This is a genomic window from Streptomyces sp. NPDC052016 (assembly GCF_044548445.1).
Lineage (GTDB): Bacteria > Actinomycetota > Actinomycetes > Streptomycetales > Streptomycetaceae > Streptomyces.
In genome coordinates this window covers 192,589-213,969 of sequence record NZ_JBIUBX010000009.1, presented here as the reverse complement: position 1 = coordinate 213,969, position 21,381 = coordinate 192,589, and the positions used below count along the sequence as shown (strand labels likewise).

Sequence of the window (21,381 nt, the reverse complement as noted above, 5' to 3'; positions counted from 1 at the left end):
GAGGCCCGGCTGTGCTCAGGACACCTGTGCCGCCCGCCGCTCCATCGCTTCCCGGGCCGCGGCCTCCGACGGATACACCTCGCACATGTGCCGCCCGTCGGGCGTCGCCGTGTGCTCGACCTCCCACAGGGAGATCTCCTGGCCGTCGCGGAGCAGGAAGGCGTGCTCGTAGAGCGCGAAGCCCAGGCCGATGCGGCCCGCGCGGCACGGGCGCCCGAAGGCCTGGGTGATCTGGTGCGCGAACGCCGTCCTGAGCAGCCTGGCCGTGTCCGGGCCGGGCCGGTCGGCGTTCTCCGCGCGACGCAGCAGCCGGCGCGCGTGGTCCGCCGAGTCGTCCGGCACGTACACGTGCCGGGGCGCGGGGACCGGCGCCAACTGCACCAGCACCGGCAGCTCGAAGTCGGGCCCGTCCGGCGGCAGCGGCAGCCGGGCCGTGGCCGCGCGCAGCTCCTCCTCGTCGACGTACACCTCGCACTGCGGCTCGCTGCCCGGCTCGGGGTTGTGGACGAGCTCCCACAGGGTGAGCGCGGAGCCGTCGGCCAGCAGCCAGGTGTGCCGGTACGTCTCGCGGTGCAGCCCCGCACTGTGGTGCGCGGAGTGCAGCGAGCTGTCGTGCGCGAGCGCGCAGTCGAGCCGCCTTATCGTCTCGTCGGGCAGCTCGAACGAGTTCAGGGCGCGACCGAGGAGCCGCGCGAGGTGCTCCTCCGGAGTCTCGGGCGACTCGGCTGGTTCGTGCGCTGCCGTCTCGTACGGAACGCTCAAGGTTTCTCCCGGCGTTGCTGCATGTCACCTTGTGGGTGCATACCGTAGCCCCTCGGTCGGACATCATGTCCGGGAACCGAGAAAACGTACGCCGGGAAAACGCGCGGGCCGCACGGGATGTTCCCGCACGGCCCGAGGATGCGTCAGAAATCGCCGGTCAGAGGCTCGTCCCGCCGAAACGGGACGACCCCCCCGTCATTCGGCGCTCCCCGCGGTCCACTCGCTCCAGGCCATGTTCCACCCGTTGAGGCCGTTGTCCGCAGCCACCGTCTCGTCGGGGGAGTTCTTGACGATCACCACGTCGCCGATGAGCGAGTTGTCGTAGAACCACTTGGCGGGGGTGTCGCCCTGGGCGCCCCGTACGTCCGCGAGCCCGACGCAGCCGTGGCTGGTGCCCTCGCGGCCGAACGGCGGATTGCCCTTGTTGTACCAGTAGTTGCCGTGGATGAAGGTGCCGGACCGCGTCAGGCGCATCGCGTGCGGCACGTCCGGGATGTCGTACTCCCCACCCAGTCCGACCGTCCGGCTGTTCATGCGCGTCTGCGTGAACTTCTCCGAGATCACCATCTGGCCGTTGTAGGTGGTGTGCTGGGCGCTCCCCGACGAGATCGGCACGGTCTTCAGCGTCTGCCCGTCCCGCACCACGGTCATGGTCTGCGTGCCGACGTCGACCGTCGAGACCTGTGAACGCCCGACGGTGAAGGTCACCGTCTTCTTCTGGACGCCGTAGACGCCGTTCGCGCCCTCCACGCCGTCCAGGTCGATCTTCATCGTGACCTTGGAGCCGGCCTTCCAGTACTCCTGCGGCCGGAAGTCGAGCCGCTGCGAGCCGAACCAGTGCCCGACCACCTGCTGCCCACTGCTGGAGGTGACCGTGATGTGCGACTGCACGGCCTTCCTGTCGCTGATCACCTTGTCGAAGGTGAACGACACGGGCATCCCGACACCTACCGTCGTGCCGTTGTCCGGCGTGTACGTGCCGATGAAGCTGTTGGCCGGCGTGACGGTGGTGAAGAGGGAGTTGGCGGCGGCCGTCCGGCCGTCGTCGTCCTTCGCGGTCGCCGATATCCGGTACTTCGTCCCCCGCTCCAACTGCTCCTTCGGCTTCCAGCTCTTACCGTCGGCCGACAGCGCCCCCGGCACGGACTCCCCGGTTCCCGCCACCGTCATCGTCACACCGGTGAGCCTGCCGTCGCTCACCTTCACGCCGGTCGTGTTGATCGACGCGCCCGTCGAGCCGTCCTCGGCCGAGATGACGATCTTCGCGGTGGACGTCCTGGCCCTGTCCTTGCCGCCCTTGTCGTCCTCGTTCCCGGCCTTGGCGCTCCCACCGCAGGCGGTCAGGCTCAGGGCGCCGACCATCAGGACGGCACAGGCCCCCAGTGCGCGCCGCGCTGCTATGTCCGGCGTTGTCACGGGCTGCTCCAGCTTCATGTGATTGTGTGTGGTCCGCTCCAGTACGTGGAGGAAGAGGAGCCTGCGCCGGGCAAGGTTCCCGCCGTGCGCGGCGGACGCCACCACGTGACAGAACCGGGACAATCACGCACGCCGACGTGACCTTCGGGCCTCATCGGGCCCCACCGGGCGCTTGAAGCACCCTGCCGCCCGGTGAGGACAACACCGCTCTCCTGGGCGCCGTGATACCCCGGCCCACAGGCGTCACAGCGCCCTGCCGTCCTGGTGCTACGACACTCCGGCTCTCCGAGTGCCAGAACACATTTCCCGTCCGTCCGTCATGGCGCCGCGCCCTCCGTGCGCCGTGCCCCCCAGCCCTCCGGCGGCCCGTCCGCCCCTTCACCTCCCCCCGTACAGCTCCGTGTACGACGGCCAGACCCCGCCCGCCCCCTCCACCGACTCCGCCGCCCGCACCGCCCGGACGATCGCGCGGGTCACCACGTCAGCGCCCGACGCGAGGACGTCGTTCAGCGCGAGCGGGTGCTCGGGGGCGAGCCGGCGTGTGCCCGTCGCCAGCGTGAACACCGTGTCCCCGTCGTGGAGCAGGTGCACCGGCCGCACCGCGCGGGCGATGCCGTCGTGCGCCGTGCCCGCCAGCTTCTGCGCCTGCGCCTTCGTCAGGTCGGCGTCGGTGGCGACCACCGCGAGCGTGGTGTTCAGAGGAGCCGGCGCGTTTCTCGCCGCGCTCTCGGCGAGGCGCCGGCGCGCGGCGTCGTGCACGCGCGCCTCGGGGTACTCCACGCGCCCCTGGAACAACTCCCCGTACAACACGCCCGTCCCGGGGTCCAGCACCGACCCCACCGCGTTGGCCACGACGAGCGCGGCCACGGTGATCCCCGAGTCGAGCACGGTGCCGGCGGTGCCGACCCCGCCCTTCAGCGGCCCGACGGCGGCACCCGTGCCGGCGCCCACGCAGCCCTCCGGGACCCGCGCGTCCGGCTCGCTCGCCGCGGCGGCCTCGACCGCGGCCCTGCCGGTCGCCGCGTCCGGGCGGGCCCGGAAGTCGCCGCCCCGCCCCAGATCGAAGACGCAGGCGGCGGGCACCACCGGGACGACGTGGGCGGGGTCCGGGCCGACGGGCACCCCGCGCCCCCGCTCCTCCAGCCAGGCCATCACGCCCGACGCCGCGTCCAGCCCGTAGGCGCTGCCGCCCGTCAGCACGATCGCGTCCACGCGCTGCACGACATTGCGCGGGTCGAGGGCGTCGGTCTCCTTCGTGCCGGGGCCGCCGCCGCGCACGTCCACGGCGGCGACCGCCCCTCCCTCGGGCGCGAGGACGACCGTGGTGCCGGTGAGCCAGCCGTCACCGGTGCGCGTGGCGTGGCCCACCCGCATGCCGGCGACATCCGTCAGAGCGTCAAGTGTCATGGGGCCCAGTCTCGACCAGCGTGCCGCCGCGGGCGGCGAGGTCACACCGTCGTGCCCGCCGCGGGCGACGCGCTCGCCCGCGCGGTCCTGCGGGCCGTCAGCGCCGTCCCGGTCGCCACCGCCAGCGCCGCGACCAGGCCGGTCGCGAGGACCGCCCACTCGCCGAGGAAGGTGCAGCAGATCACCAACAGCGCCGTGGCCGGCAGGACGAGCTGCTGGGTGAGACCCACTTTGAAGTGGCGCACGTGCAGCGCCCACACGGTGAGCAGGAAGAGCGCGGTCGGCAGGGTGACCGCGGCCGACGCGGCGAGCGTGGACAGGTGGGCCTTGCCGATCGCCTGCTCGACCGCCACCTCCAGGCCCGCGCCGATCGCCGCCGCCGAGGCGAAGACGACGTAGTGGCCGTAGCCCCACACGAACGCCTGCTTGCTGGTGCGCAGATGGCCGTGGATCGGCACAGCGAAGTAGATCCACCAGGCGCAGAAAATGATCAGGAGGCCGCCCGCGGCGATCGGCAGCAGTTCGTCCAGGGAGCGGCTCTCGTCGATACCGGACTGCACGGCGACCGTGGCCGCGGCGATCGTCTCGCCCAGCACGATGATCGTCAACAGTCCGTAGCGCTCCGCGATGTGGTGGGGATGCCAGGCGGTCGAATGGTCCTTCTCCGCGACGAGCGGCACACACATCTCCAGCAGCGCCATCACGAGGAACAGCCAGTACCTGCCGCCTTCGGGAAGCAGCAACAGCCCCAGCCAGCCGACCTGGCAGAGCACCACGCCGCCGGCGTAGCGCAGCGCCATGGTCCTCTCCGGACCCTCGCTCGACCGCGCGGCGCGCAGCCACTGCGTGGTCAAGGCCAGCCGCATGATGATGTAGCCGAGGGTGACGGCCAGGAAGTCGTGGTCCTCGAACGCCCGGGGCACCCCGGCCGCGAGAACCAGGACGCCGGCGATCTGGATCAGCGTGACGACTCGGTACAGGACGTCGTCGTTGTCGTACGCCGAGGCGAACCAGGTGAAGTTCATCCAGGCCCACCAGATGGCGAAGAAGACCATCGCGTAGCTGGCGATGCCCTCGCCCGTGTGGGACTCGGCGACGGCGTGCACCAGTTGGGCGCCCGCCTGGGCGATGGCCACGACGAAGCAGAGATCGAAGAAGAGCTCGAGCGGTGAGGTGACCCGGTGGGCCTCCGCGCGCCCGCGCGCGGTGAGCCTGCGCAGGGGTTTCGCGTTGCCCGGGGTGCCGGAGGGTGAGGGCGGCGGAGGGGGACTGGTCGTCATGGGACCCAGCACAGCAGACAGGAGGGGGAACTTCTTGTCGGGGGGTGCACGGGGTTGTCGGGCCGGCGGGCGGATGTGGGCCGGTGGGCGGCCATCGCAGCGCCCCGGGTGTCGCGGCCTGAGGAGCCCCGGCCGGGCCGACCCCGGGGCCGTACCCTGGACGCATGAGTACCCCCTCCGCCCCCGAGCCGCGCGAGCCGAAGGCCGCGCTGATCTTCGACGACCCGCTGGACCAGCAGTCCTCGGACGACACGGACCGTGGGTGGGGCGAGCGACCGGCGACCGGAGGCGACAGCGCGGCCGACCTCAGGCGCTTCCTCGACGAGAAGCCGCCCCACCACATCTGAACTACGGCGCGTCGTGCCCTGAGCCACGCTGCGCCACGAGCGCGTCGCGGATCTCCTTGAGCACTTCCAGCTCGGTCACCGCGACGACCTCCTGCGTGCCCTCCCGGGCCTTCCTGCGCGCCTCCTGCTTGGCCAGGTACCTCGCCATGGGCAGCACCATCAGGAAGTAGACGACCGCCGCGGTGATCACGAAGGTGAGCGTGGCGCCCAGGACGGAGCCCCACAGGATGCGGACGCCCGTCGCGCTGTCGCCCGTGCCGGTGCAGGGACCCTTCAGGCAGGAGCTGTAGCTGTCCAGGTTCTTGGTGCCGAACGCTCCGACCAGCGGGTTGATGATGCCCTTCACCACCGAGTTGACGATGTTCGTGAAGGCCGCGCCGATCACCACCGCCACCGCCAGATCGACGACGTTCCCGCGCATCAGAAAGGCCTTGAAGCCCTGCCAGACGCTCGGTTCCTTCTTGTTCTCGGTCACCTCGGGGACACTCCTCGCTTGCACAGGATGGGGAACGAACAGCTCCGCAACCTACGTCAGCGCGACACGGGCGTGTCCAATCCAGGCGCAGCAAGGCGGCAGTTGACAGCGGACCGCGCAGAAGGCGGACGACGGGGCTCACCACAGCGTCACCGCCAGCCGGGCCGTCGCGCTCGCGCCCGCCAAGCGCGCCGCGGTCGACGGGGGAACCGACAACACGACCAGCGCGCCGCCGTCGACCGCACCGGGCAGACCGGCCTCACCGGCCACGTCGACTCCACCGGCCACCTCGACTCCACCGGCCGTGTCGGCTTCACCGGTCACGTCGGCCGTGCCGTCCGGCGCGCTCGCCCCGAGCCCGCCGAGACCGCCGGGCCCTCGGTCCAAGGGTTCCGGCACCCTTGTCACGAGCGCCTTGCGCGCCACCACACGGGCCTCGCCGCCCGCCGCCGTCTGCTCGGCCGCGATGACGTCGACCCGGTCACCGGGCCGCAACAGCCGTACGGTGGCCGCGTCGGCGATCCGCACCGGAGCCTCGACGGCCTCGGCGGTCGGACGACGTCGCACGGGCTCGCCCGTGGACGACGGCCCGCGCACGTGCCCGTCGCCGGCGGGATGCCCGCGGGCCCGTCCGGCGGCGTCACCCGGGCCCGCCGCCACGAGAGCGGCGGCGGTGACGGCCAGGCCGAGCGCGAGGGCACGCCTGCGGCTGCGTACGAGTCGCCGCAGCTGATACCGCCCGCCGCGGACGCGCACGGGAGCGAACTGCGGCACCTCGCACGGGGCGGGGGCGTCCGCGCCGGGCGGACGCGGGACGGACGGAAAAGGGGAGAGGGACACGGGTTCACCACCTGCGACGAGGGATCGGCTTGCGAAGCCACGATGAGCCTTCGCGCCGCCGCCCGCAGGAGCCGGTGGACCACCAGCCGGTTGTGGACAACTCCCTCACCCGAACGATGAGTTCCGTGTCCGCGCAGGCCCGCCGACGGTTCCTAGGCCGACCGACCGACCGACCGACCGACCTACCGACCGGTCGATCGTGCCGGGTCGGCGGAAGGCCGGGGCCTGCGCTGAGGCTGGGGTCGCCGCGCCGCCTGCCTTCTATACCGGCGCCGTCGCGCCGCCTGCCGTTGTGCTGTCCGCCGCCAAGCGGGTCTCACCGCACCGCCGCCCGGGGGTTTCTCCCCGCCCCACGCCCGCTACGGCAGAGCAGACCGCCGCCCCCGAAACCGGGGAAGCCGCGCCGCCTGCCTCAGGCCTCCGAAGCCGGTGCCGCCGCGCTGTCTGCCTCCGGCCGCCTGTGCCGAGGCTGGAGGTCGCCGCGCCGCCTGCCTCCGAAACCGGGGCGGCAGCGCTGTCCGCAGCCGAGCCGATGCCACCGCACCGCCGTCCGAGGGCTTCCACCCCGCCTGCCCGCAAGCTGCCTGCAAGCCGGGTCTTCGCTCCCGCCCGCCCGGAAGCCGGGTCTTCGCTCCCGCCCGCCCGGAAGCCGGGTCTTCGCTCCCGCCCGCCCGGAAGCCGGGTCTTCGCTCCCGCCCGCCCGGAAGCCGAGGCTTCTCACCCACCCCCCGCTGCGGCCCCCCACCCCCACTACGGCAGAGCAAACCCCGGATTCAAGCCCCCCAGTGCCTTCGTGCACAGGCAGTCCCGCTCATCCGTCGCCGGCAGTGCCGCCACCGCGTCGAACAGCACGCCCCGCAGCCGGTCCACGTTCTCAGCGAACACCCGCAGCACCTCCTCGTGGGAGACGCCCTCGCCGCTCTCGGCGCCCGCGTCCAGGTCGGTGACCAGGTTCAAGGAGGTGTAGCAGAGCTCCAGTTCACGGGCGAGCGCGGCCTCCGGGTGGCCGGTCATGCCCACCACCGACCAGCCCTGCGCCTGGTGCCACAGCGATTCGGCGCGGGTGGAGAACCGCGGGCCCTCGATCACGACCAGCGTCCCGCCGTCCACCGGCTCCCAGTCCCGGCCGCGCGCGGCCTTCAGAGCCGCCGCGCGTCCGACGGGGCAGTAGGGGTCGGCCAGGGACACGTGGACCACGTTGGGCACCGATCCGTCGGGCAGCGGCAGCCCGTCGAAGTACGTCCCCGCCCGCGTCTTCGTGCGGTCGACGAGCTGATCGGGCACGAGCAGAGTGCCGGGCCCGTACTCGGGGCGCAGGCCGCCCACCGCGCACGGGCCCAGGACCTGGCGCACGCCGACGGAGCGCAGGGCCCACAGGTTGGCCCGGTAGTTGATCCGATGGGGCGGCAGATGGTGGCCGCTTCCGTGCCGGGGCAGGAAGGCGACCCGCCGGCCGGCGATCCGGCCGAGGAAGAGGGAGTCGCTGGGTGGCCCGTACGGGGTCTCCACCTGGATCTCGGTCACGTCGTCGAGGAACGAGTAGAAGCCCGAGCCGCCGATTACGCCGATCTCTGCGTTCACCATGACCAGCACAGTAGCCGGAATCGAACACACTCATCTCCCGGCTCCGCAAACACCGGGGACCCCGCCGTCGTACGACGACAGGGCCCCGGGGGAAGGCCTTACGCGGCGGAGGTGCCGGCCGAGGTGCTGGAGGAGCTCGACGACTTCGTGTCCGAGGAGGACGACGAGGTCGAGGTCGAGGACGTCGACGACTTCGAGGACGACGCCGACGAGCTGCTCGACGAGGAGCCGCGGCTGTCGTTGCGGTAGAAGCCGGAGCCCTTGAAGACGATGCCGACCGCGGAGAACACCTTCTTGAGGCGGCCATTGCAGTTGGGGCACTCGGTCAGGGCGTCGTCGGTGAACTTCTGCACCGCCTCGAGGCCCTCGCCGCACTCGGTGCACTGGTACTGGTAGGTCGGCACTGTCTTCCTCCTGGCACTCTCACTCATTGAGTGCTAACGACGATCCATAGTGACGCATTCCCGAGCATCAGTCCACTGCCACCGGCACGCGGTGACCGACGCCACGTGCGACGGTACGTCCTCGAGGGCGTGCCGACAGCCGGGATCGCAGGGCCACCAGGGTCGCCAGCGCCAGGACGGTGCCGCCCATCGGCACCAGGAACCCGGCACCGCCCCAGAGGCGGTCCTCCAGCTGTCCGGCGACGGTGACGGCCGCCGCCTGGCCGAGCGCGACCGCGCCGGTCAGCCAGGTGAACGCCTCGGTGCGGGCGCCGGCCGGAACCAGGCCCTCGACCAGCGTGTAGCCGGTGATCAGCGCGGGCGCGATGCACATGCCGACCAGGAGCCCGAGGCCGGCCAGGAGCGGCACCGAGTGCGCGGCCCACAGGCCGGAGGCGGCCAGGGTCAGCGCGGCGTACCCGACGACCAGGCGGTGCTGCGGGGCCGCCTTCCAGGCGACGGCGCCGCAGACCAGGCCGGAGAGCATGTTGCCGGCGGCGAAGGTCCCGTACAGGACGCCGTTCAGGCCGGGCTCGCCGATCGACTCGGTGAACGCGGCCAGCGACACCTGCATGCCGCCGAAGACGGCGCCGATGCCCAGGAAGGTCACGATCAGCACGCGCACGCCGGGGACGCGCAGGGCGGAGGTGTGCTCCACGCGCGCGTGCCCGTCGACGGCGACGGGCGGCTGCGTGCTCTTGCGCGCGGCGAACAGCAGACCGCCGACGAGGGTCAGCGAGGCCTCCGCGACCAGGCCGGCGGCCGGGTTCACAGCGGTGCACAGGGCGGTCGCCAGCAGCGGGCCGACGACGAAGGTGAGCTCGTCCGTGACGGACTCGAAGGCCGCCGCGGTGGTCATCAGGGGCGAGCCCTTCAGCTTCACGCCCCAGCGGGCGCGCACCATGGGCCCGATCTGGGGGACCGAGGCGCCGGTGGGCACGGCCGCCGCGAACAGGGCCCACAAGGGCGCGTGGGCCAGGGCGAGCGCCGTCAGGGTCAGGCCCGACACCGCGTGCAGCAGCACGCCGGGGATCAGCACCGCGCGCTGGCCGTAGCGGTCCGCGAGCCGCCCGCTGTAGGGCGCGCACAGCGCCATGGAGACGCCGGTGACGGCCGCGGCGGCGCCCGCCGCGCCGTACGAGCCGGTGGTGTGCTGGACGAGGAGCACGATGGAGATGGTCAGCATCGCGAACGGCTGGCGCGCCGCGAAGCCGGGCAGCAGGAACGTCCAGGCGCCGCGGGTGCGCAGCAGCTGTCCGTATCCCGGGCGGGGTGCCGCCGAGTCCTTCGACGGCTCGGAGGTGACCGTGGATGCCACGGCCCGTGCCTTTCTGCCGCCTGGTAGCGCGCCCCCTGGTGAGAGGGCCGGCGCCGAGAGCTGTCCTCTTGCGCTACTGCGGTAGATACCGGCGCCACTGAGGGGGCAGTCCCGGCCGCCATACGGTCGCGCCAGCTCTGCGTCAGGCAGAGTTGGTTCGATCAAGGTGCGCCTTCAGGATACAGGGACCTTGGGCGGGGAACCCTGTGAAAATGAGCACCACGGGCGCCGTCACCTCCGAATCAAGGGGGTGTGAAAAGTGCGAAACCCGCGCTTAACGCCCGCTGCCGTCGCCCGACGCCCCCTGCCGTCGCCCGACGCCCGTCGCCTTCCCTCGGCGCCCGCCACCGCCCCTCGGCGCCCGTCGCCTTCCCTCGGCGCCCGCCACGGTCCCGACGCCCGCCACCGCTTCTCAGGCCGCCACCGCTACTCAGCGCCCGTCGAGGTCTCCCAGCGCCCGTCGCCGTCACCCGGCGCCCGTGGCCGTGTCTCAGCGCCCGCCGCCGTTCATGCCGAGCCAGCCGGCCAGCTTGCCGCCGCGTCCCACGGCGCGCAGTCGGCGTTCGGCCGCGTCACGGACGGGGTCGGTGGCGACGACGAGGAGTTCGTCGCCGCGCCGCAGCACCGTCGTCGGCAGCGGGACGAAGGACTTCCCCTCGCGCACGACGAGGGTGACGGCGGCCCCGGCGGGCAGGCGCAGCTCGTTGATCTCGACGCCGTGCATCCTGGAGCCCTCGGGGATGGCGACGGACAGCAGATGTCCGCGCAGCCGCTCCAGGGGCGCCGACTCGATGCCGAGGTCGGCGGCCTCGGTGTCGTCGCCCAGCCGGAGCCTGCGGGCCAGCCAGGGCAGCGTCGGCCCCTGGATCAGGGTGTAGACGACGACCAGGACGAAGACGATGTTGAAGATGCGGCGACTGGCCTCGACGCCCTCCACCATGGGGATGGTCGCGAGGATGATGGGCACGGCGCCGCGCAGACCGGCCCAGGACATCAGCGTCTGCTCCTGCCACGGGACCCGGAACGGCGTCAGGCAGAGCACGACGCTCAGCGGCCGCGCCACCATGGTCAGCGCCAGGCCGATCACGAGCGCGGGCCACACGTCGTCGCCCAGCTCGTGCGGGGTGACCAGCAGACCGAGCATGACGAACATGCCGATCTGGGCGATCCAGCCGAGGCCTTCGGCGAACCCGCGGGTCGCGGGCCAGTGGGGGAGCTTCGCGTTGCCCATGACCATGGACGCCAGGTACACGCCCAGGAAGCCGCTTCCGTGCGCCATCGCGCCCGCCGCGTACGCCACGACCGCGATGGCCATGACGGCGATCGGGTAGAGGCCGGAGGCGGGAAGCGCGACGTGCCGCAGGGCCCAGGAGCCCAGCCAGCCCACCGCGAGGCCGATGGCGGCGCCGATGGCCAGCTCCAGCGCTATCTCGCCCAGCAGCACGTACCAGTGCTCCACGGGGCCCGCCATGGAGAAGGCGACGACCAGGATGACCACCGGGGCGTCGTTGAAGCCCGACTCGGCCTCCAGTGTTCCGGTCACGCGCGCGGGGAGGGGAATCTTGCGCAGGACGGAGAAGACCGCCGCCGCGTCCGTCGAGGACACCACCGCCCCGACGATGAGCGCCTGCCGCCACTCCAGCCCCGTCAGGTAGTGGGCGGCGGCAGCCGTCACCCCGACGCTCACCGCGACCCCCACCAGCGCCAGCGTGGAGGCGGCCGGCAGCGCCGGCTTGATCTCCTTCCACTTCGTGCTCAGACCACCTTCGGCCAGGATCACGACCAGGGCCGCGTAGCCGATGACCTGGGTCAGTTCGGCGCTGTCGAAGTGGATGTTGCCGATGCCGTCCTGGCCCATGAGGACGCCGATGCCCAGGTAGACGAGCAGGCTGGGGAGCCCGCTGCGCGAGGAGATCCGGACCGCTGCGACGGCGACGAGCAGGACGAGTGAGCAGACGAGCAGGAGCTGGTTGAGGTGATGGACAGTCAGCGGCGGTTCCCTTCCCTGGCGCACGCGACGCGCGCGCGGGTGCACACGTACATCGGACAGGAGGCGTCGTGCCCCGTGCCCAACTACTTCGTTACCTTACCTAACTCTTGACGATTTCTTGACACTCGGCAGGGCAAGATCGAACGTTCATCCGTGCCGGTTACCGACTCCGCGTCAAGTGGCGCGGACCCCTGCGCCTATGGTTGCTCCAGCGCTCATTCATAGTCACAGCCCGACCTGCCGCTCGCGTTAGGACAGCAAGGACAGCGATGCCCCCCAACACCACCGCCACAACGGGTGACAAGCCCGGCAAGTCCGGCAGGAAGAAGGGGCGCAAAGCCCGTCTTATCGTGCTCGTGCTGGTGCTGGCCATCATCGGCGGCATCGCCTACGGCGGCTACTGGTCCATCAGCACGGTCCGCGCCTCCTTCCCGCAGACCAAGGGTTCGATCACGCTCGAGGGCCTGTCGGGTCCGGTCGACGTGAAGCGGGACGGCTACGGCATCCCGCAGATCTACGCGTCCTCCGACGAGGACCTGTTCATGGCGCAGGGCTACGTCCAGGCGCAGGACCGGTTCTACGAGATGGACGTGCGCCGGCACATGACCTCCGGCCGCCTGTCGGAGATGTTCGGCAAGAGCCAGGTCGACAACGACGAGTTCCTGCGCACCCTGGGCTGGGACCGGGTTGCCGAGGAGGAGTACGACAAGGAGCTGTCGGCCTCCACGAAGAAGTACCTCCAGGCCTACGCGAAGGGCGTCAACGCCTACCTCGCGGGCAAGGACGCCGAGGACATCTCCCTGGAGTACGCGGCGCTCGGGTTCACCAACGACTACAAGCCCGCTCAGTGGACCCCGGTCGACTCGGTCTCCTGGCTGAAGGCGATGGCCTGGGACCTGCGCGGCAACATGCAGGACGAGATCGACCGCGCGCTGCTGACCAGCCGCCTCGGCCCGCAGCAGATCGCCGAGCTCTACCCGGAGTACCCCTACGACCGCAACGGGACGATCGTCCAGGAGGGCCGGTACGACGAGCTGACGGAGGCCTTCGAGCAGGGCGGCTCGGGCGGCTCGGGTGACTCGGGTGACTCGGACGATTCCGGCAGCGGCTCCACGGACGGCTCGTCCGACGGCTCGACCGAGGGGTCGACCGACGGCGCGGGCGACTCCTCCGGCACGGAGGGCTCGGCCCTGCAGAGCCAGCTCTCGGGCCTCTACGACGTCCTGGACGACCTGCCCGCGGCAGTCGGCGTGAACGGCAACGGCATCGGCTCCAACTCCTGGGTCGTCGCCGGAGAGCACACGATCACCGGCAAGCCGCTGCTGGCCAACGACCCGCACCTGTCGGCCTCGCTGCCGTCCGTCTGGTACCAGATGGGCCTGCACTGCCGCACCGTCTCCAGCACGTGCCAGTACGACGTCTCCGGCTACACCTTCGCCGGCATGCCCGGCGTGATAATCGGCCACAACCAGGACATCTCCTGGGGCATGACCAACTCCGGCGTCGACGTCACCGACCTCTACCTGGAGAAGCTCTCCGGCGACGGCTACGTCTACGACGGCGAGGTCGAAGCGTTCACCACGCGCGAGGAGACCATCAAGGTCGCCGGCGGCTCGCCCAAGAAGATCGTCGTACGGCAGACCGCCGACGGGATGCCCCTGCTGTCCGACCGCGACACCGAACTGGTGAAGGTCGGCAAGAAGGCGACCGTGGACGCCGCGGCCCCCGACCGCGGTGACGGTTACGCCGTGGCCCTGAAGTGGACCGCCCTGGAGGCGGGCACCACCATGGACGCCGTCTTCGAGATGAACAGGGCGGCCGACTGGGACGACTTCCGCGCCGCTGCCAAGAAGTTCGACGTGCCCTCGCAGAACCTGATCTACGCGGACACCGAGAACCACATCGGCTACCAGCTGCCCGGAAAGATCCCCACGCGCGCCAAGGGCGTCGACGGCTCGATCCCGTCCCCGGGCTGGGACTCCAAGTACAAGTGGACCGGCTACATCGACTTCGACGAGCTGCCCTACGAGTACGACCCGGAGCGCGGCTACATCGTCACCGCCAACCAGGCCGTGGTCGACCCGGAGAAGTACCCGTACACGCTCACCACGGACTGGGGATACGGCACCCGCAGCGAGCGCATCACCGACCTGATCGAGCTGAAGACCAGGAACGGCGGCAAGATCTCCACCGACGACATGCGCCAGATGCAGCTCGACAACGACAGCCAGATCGCACGGCTGGTCGTGCCCGCGCTGCTGAAGATCAACCTGGACGACCCGGACGTCCGCGAGGCGCAGGAGCTGCTGCAGGGCTGGGACTACACCCAGGACGCCGACTCGGCCGCAGCCGCCTACTTCAACGCGGTCTGGCGCAACATCCTCAAGCTGGCGTTCGGCAACAAGCTGCCCAAGGAGCTGAGGGTCAAGGGCCAGTGCCTGTGGGTCGACCCGGTCAACAGCACCGGGCCCGTCGACGAGACCGGCAAGGTCCGCGAGTGCGGCCAGCGCGACGGCGACCAGGCGCAGCCGGACGGCGGCGACCGCTGGTTCGAGGTCGTGCGCAACCTCATGGGGAAGCCGGACAGCGACTGGTGGACGACGCCCGAGTCGGGCAGGCGCCCCGGCGCCGACCACAACCGCGACAAGCTGTTCGAGCGCGCCATGATCGACGCCCGCTGGGAGCTGACCGCGAAGCTCGGCAAGGACATCGACACCTGGAGCTGGGGCCGGCTGCACCGCCTGTTCCTGAAGAACCAGACCCTGGGCACCAGCGGCCCCGGCTTCCTGCAGTACGTCCTCAACCGCGGCCCGTGGAAGCTCAGCGGCGGCGAGGCTGCGGTCAACGCGGCCGGCTGGAACGCCGCCGGCGGCTACGACGTCGTGTGGGTGCCGTCCATGCGGATGGTGGTCAACCTCGACGATTTCGACAAGTCGAAGTGGATCAACCTCACCGGGGCCTCCGGACACGCCTTCAGCGCCCACTACACCGACCAGACGGCCAAGTGGGCCAAGGGCGAACTGCTCGACTGGTCCTTCTCGACGAAGGCGGTCGGCGGCAACACCAGCGACACCCTCGTGCTCAAGCCGTGAGCGACCGCTGAGCGACCGGAAGGGGCCCTCCACGCGCGCGTGGAGGGCCCCTTCCCGTGACGGCCCCTTTCCCGTGACGGCCCCTTTTCCGTGGACCGCCACGGCCGAGGGGCAGAGGGGCCCAGGAGCCCAGGGACCCAGGAGGGCTCACCCGAAGCGGCGCACCCCTGACGGCGTCACCACGGCGTCCACCGGCCGGTCGTGCGCCTCCGCCGGGACGTGCCGGACGACCTCGGCGTCGTACAGGAGCACCACCAGGGCGGGGCGGGCGGCGGCCCGTTCCAGCCGTGCCAGCACGCGGTCGTACGAGCCGCCGCCGCGCCCCAGACGCATGCCGCGCCCGTCGACCGCGAGGCCGGGCAGCAGCACCACGTCGGCCTCCGTCACGGCGTCGGGACCCAGGCGCTCGCCGACGGGCTCGAAGAGCGCCATCCTGCCGCCGTGTTGGATCCGGGCCAGCGAGCCCTCGCCCGCGTAGGCGCCCCAGTCCAGATCGTTGTCGGGCAGCAGCGCGGGGAGCAGGACGCGCACGCCCCGCTCGCGCAGCGCGTCCAGCAGCGCGAGCGTTCCGGGCTCGCTCCCGACGGAGACGTACGCCGCGACGGTCCGCGCGTGCGCCAACTCGGGCAGCTCCAGCGCGTGCTCGGCCAGCGCGGCGGCGGCCTCGCGCATGTCATCGGTCGTCAATGTGTTTCTCACCGCGAGGAGCTCTCGCCGCAACATATGTTTGTCAGACTCTGGTCCGCCTTTGAGGTGGTTCACGTGTCGCTCCCGCACTGTTCCAATACGCACATACGATCATGAATTAACCGGAGCTACAGATTCCCCTCAAACCCACCGGATAAGGTTTTCGGCATGACTCAGTCGCACCCCAGGATCAGCAAGGCTGTCATCCCAGCGGCCGGACTCGGCACCCGGTTCCTGCCGGCGACCAAGGCCACTCCCAAGGAGATGCTGCCGGTCGTGGACAAGCCCGCGATCCAGTACGTGGTCGAGGAAGCCGTCGCCGCAGGGCTCGACGACGTCCTCATGATCACGGGGCGCAACAAGCGCCCGCTCGAGGACCACTTCGACCGCAACTACGAGCTCGAGTCGGCGCTGGAGAAGAAGGGCGACGCCCAGCGGCTCGCCAAGGTCCAGCAGTCCAGCGACCTCGCGACCATGCACTACGTGCGACAGGGCGACCCCAAGGGCCTCGGTCACGCCGTCCTGTGCGCCGAGCCGCACGTCGGGGAGGAGCCGTTCGCCGTCCTGCTGGGCGACGACCTGATCGACCCCCGCGACCCGCTGCTGCGGCGGATGATCGAGGTTCAGGAGCTGTACGGCGGCAGCGTCGTCGCGCTCATGGAGGTCGCCCCCGAGCAGATCCACCTCTACGGCTGCGCCGCCGTCGAGACCACCGTCGACAGCGACGTGGTCAAGGTGACCGGCCTGGTGGAGAAGCCGGAAGCGGCGGACGCCCCGTCGAACTACGCCATCATCGGCCGCTACGTCCTCGACCCGAGCGTGTTCGGCGTCCTGATGCGGACCGAACCGGGCCGGGGCGGCGAGATCCAGCTCACCGACGCCCTCCAGCAACTCGCCCAGGACGAGAAGGTCGGCGGCCCGGTCCACGGCGTCGTCTTCAAGGGCCGCCGCTACGACACCGGCGACCGCGGCGACTACCTGCGTGCCATTGTCAGACTCGCGTGCGAACGTGAAGATCTGGGTCCGGACTTCCGGGCTTGGCTCCGCAGCTACGTCACCGAGGAGATGCAGCAACTTTGAGCACCGCCGCGCCCCGACCCGCCGCCCAGGACCGCCTCTGGACGGTGGACGAGCACCTCGAGGACATCCTCGCCACCGTCCGGCCCCTCGAGCCGATCGAGCTGCAACTGCCCGACGCCCAGGGCTGCGTCCTCGTCGAGGACGTCACGGTGCCGGTCTCGCTGCCGCCCTTCGACAACAGCTCGATGGACGGGTACGCGGTGCGGGTCGCGGATGTCGCCGGAGCGAGCGAGGACTTCCCGGCGGCCCTGGAGGTCGTCGGGGACGTCGCGGCCGGTCAGGCCGCCGAGCTCCTCCACGTGGGGCCGGGACAGGCCGCCCGGATCATGACCGGAGCCCCGCTGCCGCCCGGCGCCGAGACAGTCGTCCCCGTGGAGTGGACCGACGGGGGACTCGGCGAGGGCCCGGTCGACGGGATGCGCGCCCGCAGCCTCGCACCGGAACAGGCCACGGGGCACGTGCGCGTGTACCGGCCCGCCGAGGCACGCGCCCACGTGCGCGAGAAGGGCAGCGACGTGAAGGCCGGGGACCGCGCCCTCGAGGCGGGCACCGTCCTCGGCCCGCCCCAGATCGCCCTGCTCGCCGCAATCGGACGCGGCACGGTACGCGTGCGCCCGCGCCCGCGCGTGGTCGTCCTGTCCACCGGCAGCGAACTCGTCCCGCCAGGCGAGGAACTGCGCAGCGGCCAGATCTACGACTCCAACAGCTTCGCCCTCACCGCGGCCGCCCGGGACGCCGGCGCCATCGCCTACCGGGTCGGCGCGGTCGCCGACGACGCGGACACGCTCCGCTCCACCATCGAGGACCAGCTCGTCCGCGCCGACCTGGTCGTCACCACGGGCGGCGTCAGCGTCGGCGCCTACGACGTCGTCAAGGAGGCGCTGTCGCACGTCGGCGACGAGGACGAGGCGGGCAGCGGGATCGAGTTCCGCAGACTCGCCATGCAGCCCGGCAAGCCCCAGGGCTTCGGCTCCATCGGCCCCGACCACACCCCCCTGCTGGCGCTGCCGGGCAACCCGGTGTCCTCGTACGTCTCCTTCGAGCTGTTCGCGCGGCCTGCGATCCGCACCCTGATGGGGCTCCAGGACGTCCACCGGCCCACCACGCGCGCGACCCTGACCACGGACAAGGCGCTGACCTCGCCGCAGGGGCGCCGGCAGTTCCTGCGCGCCGCGTACGCCGAAGGCACCGTGCGCCCGGTCGGCGGCGCCGGCTCGCACCTGGTCGCCGCCCTGGCGCACGCCGACGCGCTGATCGTCGTCCCCGAGGACGTGGAGTCCGTCGAGCCGGGCGCCGAGGTCGAGGTGGTCCTGCTCGGCTGACCGCCCCTGGTTGGGGGTACCGTGTCGCGCACAACAGGCCCGTGCACCGCACCGCGACGGGCCCGGACCGGGAGTGCGACACACCATGGCTGTGCCTTCCCGGGGGGAGACCCCCGGACCCCCTGAGCAGGACCGACTGACGCACATCGACGACGCGGGCGCCGCCCGCATGGTCGACGTGTCCGGCAAGGACGTCACCGCGCGCACCGCGCGCGCCAGCGGACGCGTCCTCGTCTCGCCTCGCGTGGTCGAGCTGCTGCGCGGCGAGGGCGTCCCCAAGGGCGACGCGCTGGCCACCGCCCGCATCGCGGGCATCATGGGCGCCAAACGCACGCCCGACCTGATCCCGCTGTGCCACCCTCTGGCGGTCTCCGGTGTGAAACTGGACCTGTCGGTCGCGGACGACGCCGTGGAGATCACCGCCACCGTGAGGACGACGGACCGTACGGGTGTCGAGATGGAGGCCCTCACCGCGGTCTCCGTCGCCGCGCTGACCGTGATCGACATGGTGAAGGCGGTCGACAAGGGAGCGGTCATCACGGACGTGCGGGTCGAGGAGAAGACGGGCGGCAAGTCGGGCGACTGGAGCCGGTCATGACACAGGACGCGCCGGCCGGCGGTGCGCCGCTCTCCCCGTACAGCGCCCTGGTCGTGACCGCCTCCAACCGGGCCGCCGCCGGGATCTACGAGGACAAGGGCGGCCCGCTGATCGCCGAGGGGCTGAAGCGCTTCGGCTTCGCGGTCGACGGCCCGCAGGTCGTCCCCGACGGGGACCCGGTGGAGACCGCCCTGCGCGCCGCCGTGGAGACCGGCTACGACGTCGTCGTCACCACCGGTGGCACCGGGATCTCGCCCACCGACCGCACCCCCGAGGCGACCCGCGCGGTGATCGACCACGAGGTGCCGGGCATCGCGGAGGCCATCCGGGCGTACGGCCGGGAGAAGGTGCCGACCGCGGCGCTCTCCCGGGGCCTGGCCGGAGTGGCGGGAGGCACACTCATCGTCAACCTGCCGGGCTCGGCCGGCGGGGTGAAGGACGGGCTGGCCGTCCTGGAGCCCCTGCTGGTGCACGCCGTCGACCAGATCCGCGGCGGCGACCACCCCAGACCCGGCGCCCGTCCCGGGGGTGCGAGCTGAACAGCCCGTCCTGGCCCGTCGAACTCGCGGAGGGCGATGTCGTCCTGCGGCCGATAAAGCTGCGCGACCAGCGGGCGTGGCGCGAGGTCAACCGGCGCAACCGGGACTGGCTGCGCCCCTGGGAGGCGACCATCCCGCCGCCCGCGCCGAGCGGGCCGATCACGCACCGGCCGACCTACCGCCAGATGGTCCGGCACCTGCGCTCCGAGGCGAACGCGGGACGGATGCTGCCGTTCGTCATCGAGTACCAGGGACGGCTCGTCGGGCAGTTGACGGTCGCCGGGATCACCTGGGGATCGATGTGCTCGGGCCACGTCGGCTACTGGGTGGACCAGGCGGTGGCCGGCCGTGGGGTCATGCCGACGGCCGTGGCGCTCGCCGTGGACCACTGTTTCCGAACCGTCGGGCTGCACCGCATCGAGGTCTGCATTCGCCCCGAGAACGGGCCCAGCCGCCGGGTCGTGGAGAAACTCGGATTCCGCGAGGAGGGGCTGCGCCCGCGTTATCTCCACATCGACGGGGCCTGGCGCGACCACCTCGTCTTCGCGCTCACCGCGGAGGAAGTGCCCGAGGGCCTGCTGAGCCGCTGGCGGCGCACGCGGCCTCGCAGCGCGCCGCGCGACCCGCAGAACACGCCGGGGAATCACAGCGGACCGGCAAATTGAAAATGTGTTCGAAATTGATCGCTGAATTTCCGGCTCTGGTGACCTGCTGATCGCATCGGTCGCAAAAAAAGCTCGAAATATCAGCCAGATCGTGCGACACACCGGCCCAATTGGCGGATGGCCTCACGCAAACCCCTCTACCGTGTGAGCGTGAGCAGCAGCGGCCTCATCTACGCAGTCATTGTCGGGGCCTGGGCCGCCTACTTGGTGCCGATGTGGCTCCGTAGGCAGGACGAGCTGAACGAGGCCCGTCCGACGGAACGCTTCAGCACCGCCATCCGGCTGCTGTCCGGACGGGCGGGGATGGAGCGCCGGTACGCCAAGGACCTGCGGGCGCGCTCCGCCGACGAGGGGGAGCCCGACGCCGTCGTTCCGGACGCCGTCACCGACTCGGTGGACGTCCGGGCCTTCGCCATGCCTCCGACCCGTCCGCACGCCAGGGCCACGGTCCAGGAGCGGGAACCGGTCCACCCGGAGGCGGCGCGCGAGCCGGCCCCCAGGCCCGCGGCCAGATCCGCGAACGAATCGGCCGCCGTGCCGACGCACCCGCGCGTGCCCGAGGCGCGGCGCACGCCCCCGGCACCCACGCCCGCCCCCGCACCCGCCTCCACACCCGCCTCCGCCGCGGCATCCGCGCAGGCGGCCGCGGCGCGCGCCCGGCGCACGAAGGTGCTCGCGCGCCGCAGGCGCACCACCGTGATGCTCTTCCTCGCGTTCACGCTCGGCGCGATCGTCGCCGCCGTCGGGGGACTCGCCTTCCTGTGGGCGCCCGGCGTGCCCGCCGTCCTGCTCAGCGGGTACATCGCCTACCTGCGCTCCCAGGAGCGCCGCCGCTTCGCCTACCAGATGGACCGCAGACGCGCCGAGGCCGCCGCCCAGCGACTGCGTGAGCGCCAGCCGCGCCGCCGGACCTCCGCCTCCGGGCCCCCCTCCGCCGACGGCGGCCCCGACGCCGGCGCAGAGGAGCCGCACGAGAGCCCCGAACCCGAGACCGACCCCGGCCTGCTGGCGCTCGCCGCCGACCGCAGGGCGCTCGTCGAGCAGACCGACCACGCCGAGTGGGTCGACCAGCAGCGCGAACGGCAGCGGCGGCCGGGACACGGCGAGAGCTGGGACCCGGTGCCCGTGCCACTGCCCACCTACGTCACCGCACCGGTCGCCCCCCGCGCCACCGCCGATGTGGACCTCGGGGCCCCGGACGCCTGGAGCTCGGCCCGCTCGAGCCCCGTCGTCCCGGACCAGGAGGCGGCGGACGCGACCCGGGACGCCGGCGGCGACGCCGGGCCCGGCGCCGAGACCGGGGACCCGGGGGAGGCGGCCAGGCCCGAAAGCGGCGAGCGCAGTGACGCACGGCGCGCCGCGTCGGCCCGGCGGTCGCGCGAGCGGGGCCGCACCCCCCTGTTCGACCAGTACGAGGACGGCGAGCGGCCGCGGGCCGCCAACGAGTGAACGACCCCACGCCTGGGCCGCTGGTCGGGGCCGGGGAACGGATTTCCAAGCAGCCCGATGGGGGTGCTAGAGTTTCACTCGTTGCAA

At 71.9% G+C, this 21,381-nt stretch carries 18 protein-coding genes and 1 pseudogene; 8 read left to right on the top strand and 11 right to left on the bottom strand.

Annotated elements, in window-relative coordinates:
• Window positions 1-15: 15 nt before the first annotated feature.
• The 4 genes from ACIHAR_RS14000 to ACIHAR_RS13985 form a co-directional block, all read right to left on the bottom strand.
• Complete coding sequence (locus ACIHAR_RS14000; protein ID WP_365463835.1) at window positions 16-762, bottom strand: DUF6227 family protein; 747 nt, start codon at window positions 760-762, stop codon at window positions 16-18.
• A gap of 195 nt (window positions 763-957) precedes the next feature.
• Window positions 958-2,196 carry an Ig-like domain-containing protein gene (locus ACIHAR_RS13995; protein ID WP_400019361.1) on the bottom strand — a complete coding sequence of 413 codons (1,239 nt, stop codon included), beginning with the start codon at window positions 2,194-2,196 and terminating at the stop codon, window positions 958-960.
• Window positions 2,197-2,556: 360 nt separating this feature from the next.
• On the bottom strand, window positions 2,557-3,585 hold the full coding sequence (locus ACIHAR_RS13990; RefSeq protein WP_400019359.1) for a P1 family peptidase: 1,029 nt from the start codon (window positions 3,583-3,585) through the stop codon (window positions 2,557-2,559).
• Window positions 3,586-3,626: 41 nt separating this feature from the next.
• A complete protein-coding gene (locus tag ACIHAR_RS13985) occupies window positions 3,627-4,865 on the bottom strand; it encodes a low temperature requirement protein A (RefSeq protein WP_365463829.1) in 1,239 nt (412 codons plus the stop codon).
• Between the two features lie 164 nt (window positions 4,866-5,029).
• Here ACIHAR_RS13985 and ACIHAR_RS13980 point away from each other — a divergent pair, with 164 nt between their 5' ends.
• Complete coding sequence (locus ACIHAR_RS13980; RefSeq protein WP_365463826.1) at window positions 5,030-5,212, top strand: hypothetical protein; 183 nt, start codon at window positions 5,030-5,032, stop codon at window positions 5,210-5,212.
• A 1-nt stretch (window position 5,213) separates the two neighbouring features.
• Here ACIHAR_RS13980 and mscL read toward each other — a convergent pair whose 3' ends face one another.
• From mscL to ACIHAR_RS13950, 6 genes and pseudogenes are all read right to left on the bottom strand, one after another.
• Window positions 5,214-5,687, bottom strand: coding sequence for a large conductance mechanosensitive channel protein MscL (gene mscL, locus ACIHAR_RS13975; RefSeq protein WP_365463823.1), 474 nt, complete (start codon window positions 5,685-5,687; stop codon window positions 5,214-5,216).
• A gap of 381 nt (window positions 5,688-6,068) precedes the next feature.
• A pseudogene (locus tag ACIHAR_RS13970) lies at window positions 6,069-6,527 on the bottom strand (hypothetical protein); the annotation flags it as partial.
• A gap of 750 nt (window positions 6,528-7,277) precedes the next feature.
• Window positions 7,278-8,111, bottom strand: coding sequence for an S-methyl-5'-thioadenosine phosphorylase (locus ACIHAR_RS13965; protein ID WP_400019356.1), 834 nt, complete (start codon window positions 8,109-8,111; stop codon window positions 7,278-7,280).
• Window positions 8,112-8,209: 98 nt separating this feature from the next.
• Window positions 8,210-8,515, bottom strand: a complete 306-nt coding sequence (locus ACIHAR_RS13960; RefSeq protein WP_365463817.1) for an FmdB family zinc ribbon protein — start codon at window positions 8,513-8,515, stop codon at window positions 8,210-8,212.
• Between the two features lie 67 nt (window positions 8,516-8,582).
• Window positions 8,583-9,872 carry an MFS transporter gene (locus tag ACIHAR_RS13955; RefSeq protein WP_365463814.1) on the bottom strand — a complete coding sequence of 430 codons (1,290 nt, stop codon included), beginning with the start codon at window positions 9,870-9,872 and terminating at the stop codon, window positions 8,583-8,585.
• A gap of 490 nt (window positions 9,873-10,362) precedes the next feature.
• Window positions 10,363-11,886 (bottom strand): potassium/proton antiporter, encoded by a 1,524-nt coding sequence (locus ACIHAR_RS13950; protein WP_365463811.1) that lies wholly within the window; start codon window positions 11,884-11,886, stop codon window positions 10,363-10,365.
• A 245-nt stretch (window positions 11,887-12,131) separates the two neighbouring features.
• On the opposite strand from ACIHAR_RS13950, the gene ACIHAR_RS13945 reads away from it, so the two are divergent.
• The gene (locus ACIHAR_RS13945; protein WP_400019353.1) at window positions 12,132-14,954 is read left to right on the top strand and encodes a penicillin acylase family protein; all 2,823 of its coding nucleotides are present in this window, start codon (window positions 12,132-12,134) and stop codon (window positions 14,952-14,954) included.
• Window positions 14,955-15,101: 147 nt separating this feature from the next.
• On the opposite strand, the gene ACIHAR_RS13940 is transcribed toward ACIHAR_RS13945, so the two are convergent.
• Entirely contained in the window at window positions 15,102-15,677 is a 576-nt protein-coding gene (locus tag ACIHAR_RS13940) for a 5-formyltetrahydrofolate cyclo-ligase (protein ID WP_388752224.1), read from the bottom strand.
• A 132-nt stretch (window positions 15,678-15,809) separates the two neighbouring features.
• Between ACIHAR_RS13940 and galU the strand changes: the two genes are divergently transcribed.
• The 6 genes from galU to glpR all read left to right on the top strand — a co-directional run bounded on the left by galU (window position 15,810) and on the right by glpR (window position 21,294).
• The gene (gene galU / locus ACIHAR_RS13935; protein ID WP_365463802.1) at window positions 15,810-16,721 is read left to right on the top strand and encodes a UTP--glucose-1-phosphate uridylyltransferase GalU; all 912 of its coding nucleotides are present in this window, start codon (window positions 15,810-15,812) and stop codon (window positions 16,719-16,721) included.
• A complete protein-coding gene (gene glp, locus ACIHAR_RS13930) occupies window positions 16,718-18,043 on the top strand; it encodes a gephyrin-like molybdotransferase Glp (protein ID WP_400019350.1) in 1,326 nt (441 codons plus the stop codon). The genes galU and glp overlap by 4 nt, the downstream gene beginning before the upstream one ends.
• 85 nt (window positions 18,044-18,128) lie before the next feature.
• Window positions 18,129-18,641 (top strand): cyclic pyranopterin monophosphate synthase MoaC, encoded by a 513-nt coding sequence (moaC, locus tag ACIHAR_RS13925; RefSeq protein ID WP_365463796.1) that lies wholly within the window; start codon window positions 18,129-18,131, stop codon window positions 18,639-18,641.
• Window positions 18,638-19,180, top strand: coding sequence for a MogA/MoaB family molybdenum cofactor biosynthesis protein (locus ACIHAR_RS13920; RefSeq protein ID WP_365463793.1), 543 nt, complete (start codon window positions 18,638-18,640; stop codon window positions 19,178-19,180). The genes moaC and ACIHAR_RS13920 overlap by 4 nt, the downstream gene beginning before the upstream one ends.
• Window positions 19,177-19,845 carry a GNAT family protein gene (locus ACIHAR_RS13915; protein WP_365463903.1) on the top strand — a complete coding sequence of 223 codons (669 nt, stop codon included), beginning with the start codon at window positions 19,177-19,179 and terminating at the stop codon, window positions 19,843-19,845. The genes ACIHAR_RS13920 and ACIHAR_RS13915 overlap by 4 nt, the downstream gene beginning before the upstream one ends.
• Window positions 19,846-19,995: 150 nt before the next feature.
• Window positions 19,996-21,294, top strand: coding sequence for a gephyrin-like molybdotransferase receptor GlpR (gene glpR / locus ACIHAR_RS13910; protein ID WP_400019348.1), 1,299 nt, complete (start codon window positions 19,996-19,998; stop codon window positions 21,292-21,294).
• The last annotated feature ends 87 nt before the right edge of the window (window positions 21,295-21,381 follow it).

Coding starts and splice junctions, on each gene's coding strand:
- ACIHAR_RS13980 (WP_365463826.1), top strand. CDS start 5,030: ATGAGTACCCCCTCCGCCCCCGAGCCGCGCGAGCCGAAGGCCGCGCTG.
- ACIHAR_RS13940 (WP_388752224.1), bottom strand. CDS start 15,677: ATGTTGCGGCGAGAGCTCCTCGCGGTGAGAAACACATTGACGACCGAT.
- moaC (WP_365463796.1), top strand. CDS start 18,129: ATGGCTGTGCCTTCCCGGGGGGAGACCCCCGGACCCCCTGAGCAGGAC.
- ACIHAR_RS13965 (WP_400019356.1), bottom strand. CDS start 8,111: ATGGTGAACGCAGAGATCGGCGTAATCGGCGGCTCGGGCTTCTACTCG.
- ACIHAR_RS13995 (WP_400019361.1), bottom strand. CDS start 2,196: ATGAAGCTGGAGCAGCCCGTGACAACGCCGGACATAGCAGCGCGGCGC.
- ACIHAR_RS13990 (WP_400019359.1), bottom strand. CDS start 3,585: ATGACACTTGACGCTCTGACGGATGTCGCCGGCATGCGGGTGGGCCAC.
- ACIHAR_RS13920 (WP_365463793.1), top strand. CDS start 18,638: ATGACACAGGACGCGCCGGCCGGCGGTGCGCCGCTCTCCCCGTACAGC.
- ACIHAR_RS13985 (WP_365463829.1), bottom strand. CDS start 4,865: ATGACGACCAGTCCCCCTCCGCCGCCCTCACCCTCCGGCACCCCGGGC.
- ACIHAR_RS13945 (WP_400019353.1), top strand. CDS start 12,132: ATGCCCCCCAACACCACCGCCACAACGGGTGACAAGCCCGGCAAGTCC.
- galU (WP_365463802.1), top strand. CDS start 15,810: ATGACTCAGTCGCACCCCAGGATCAGCAAGGCTGTCATCCCAGCGGCC.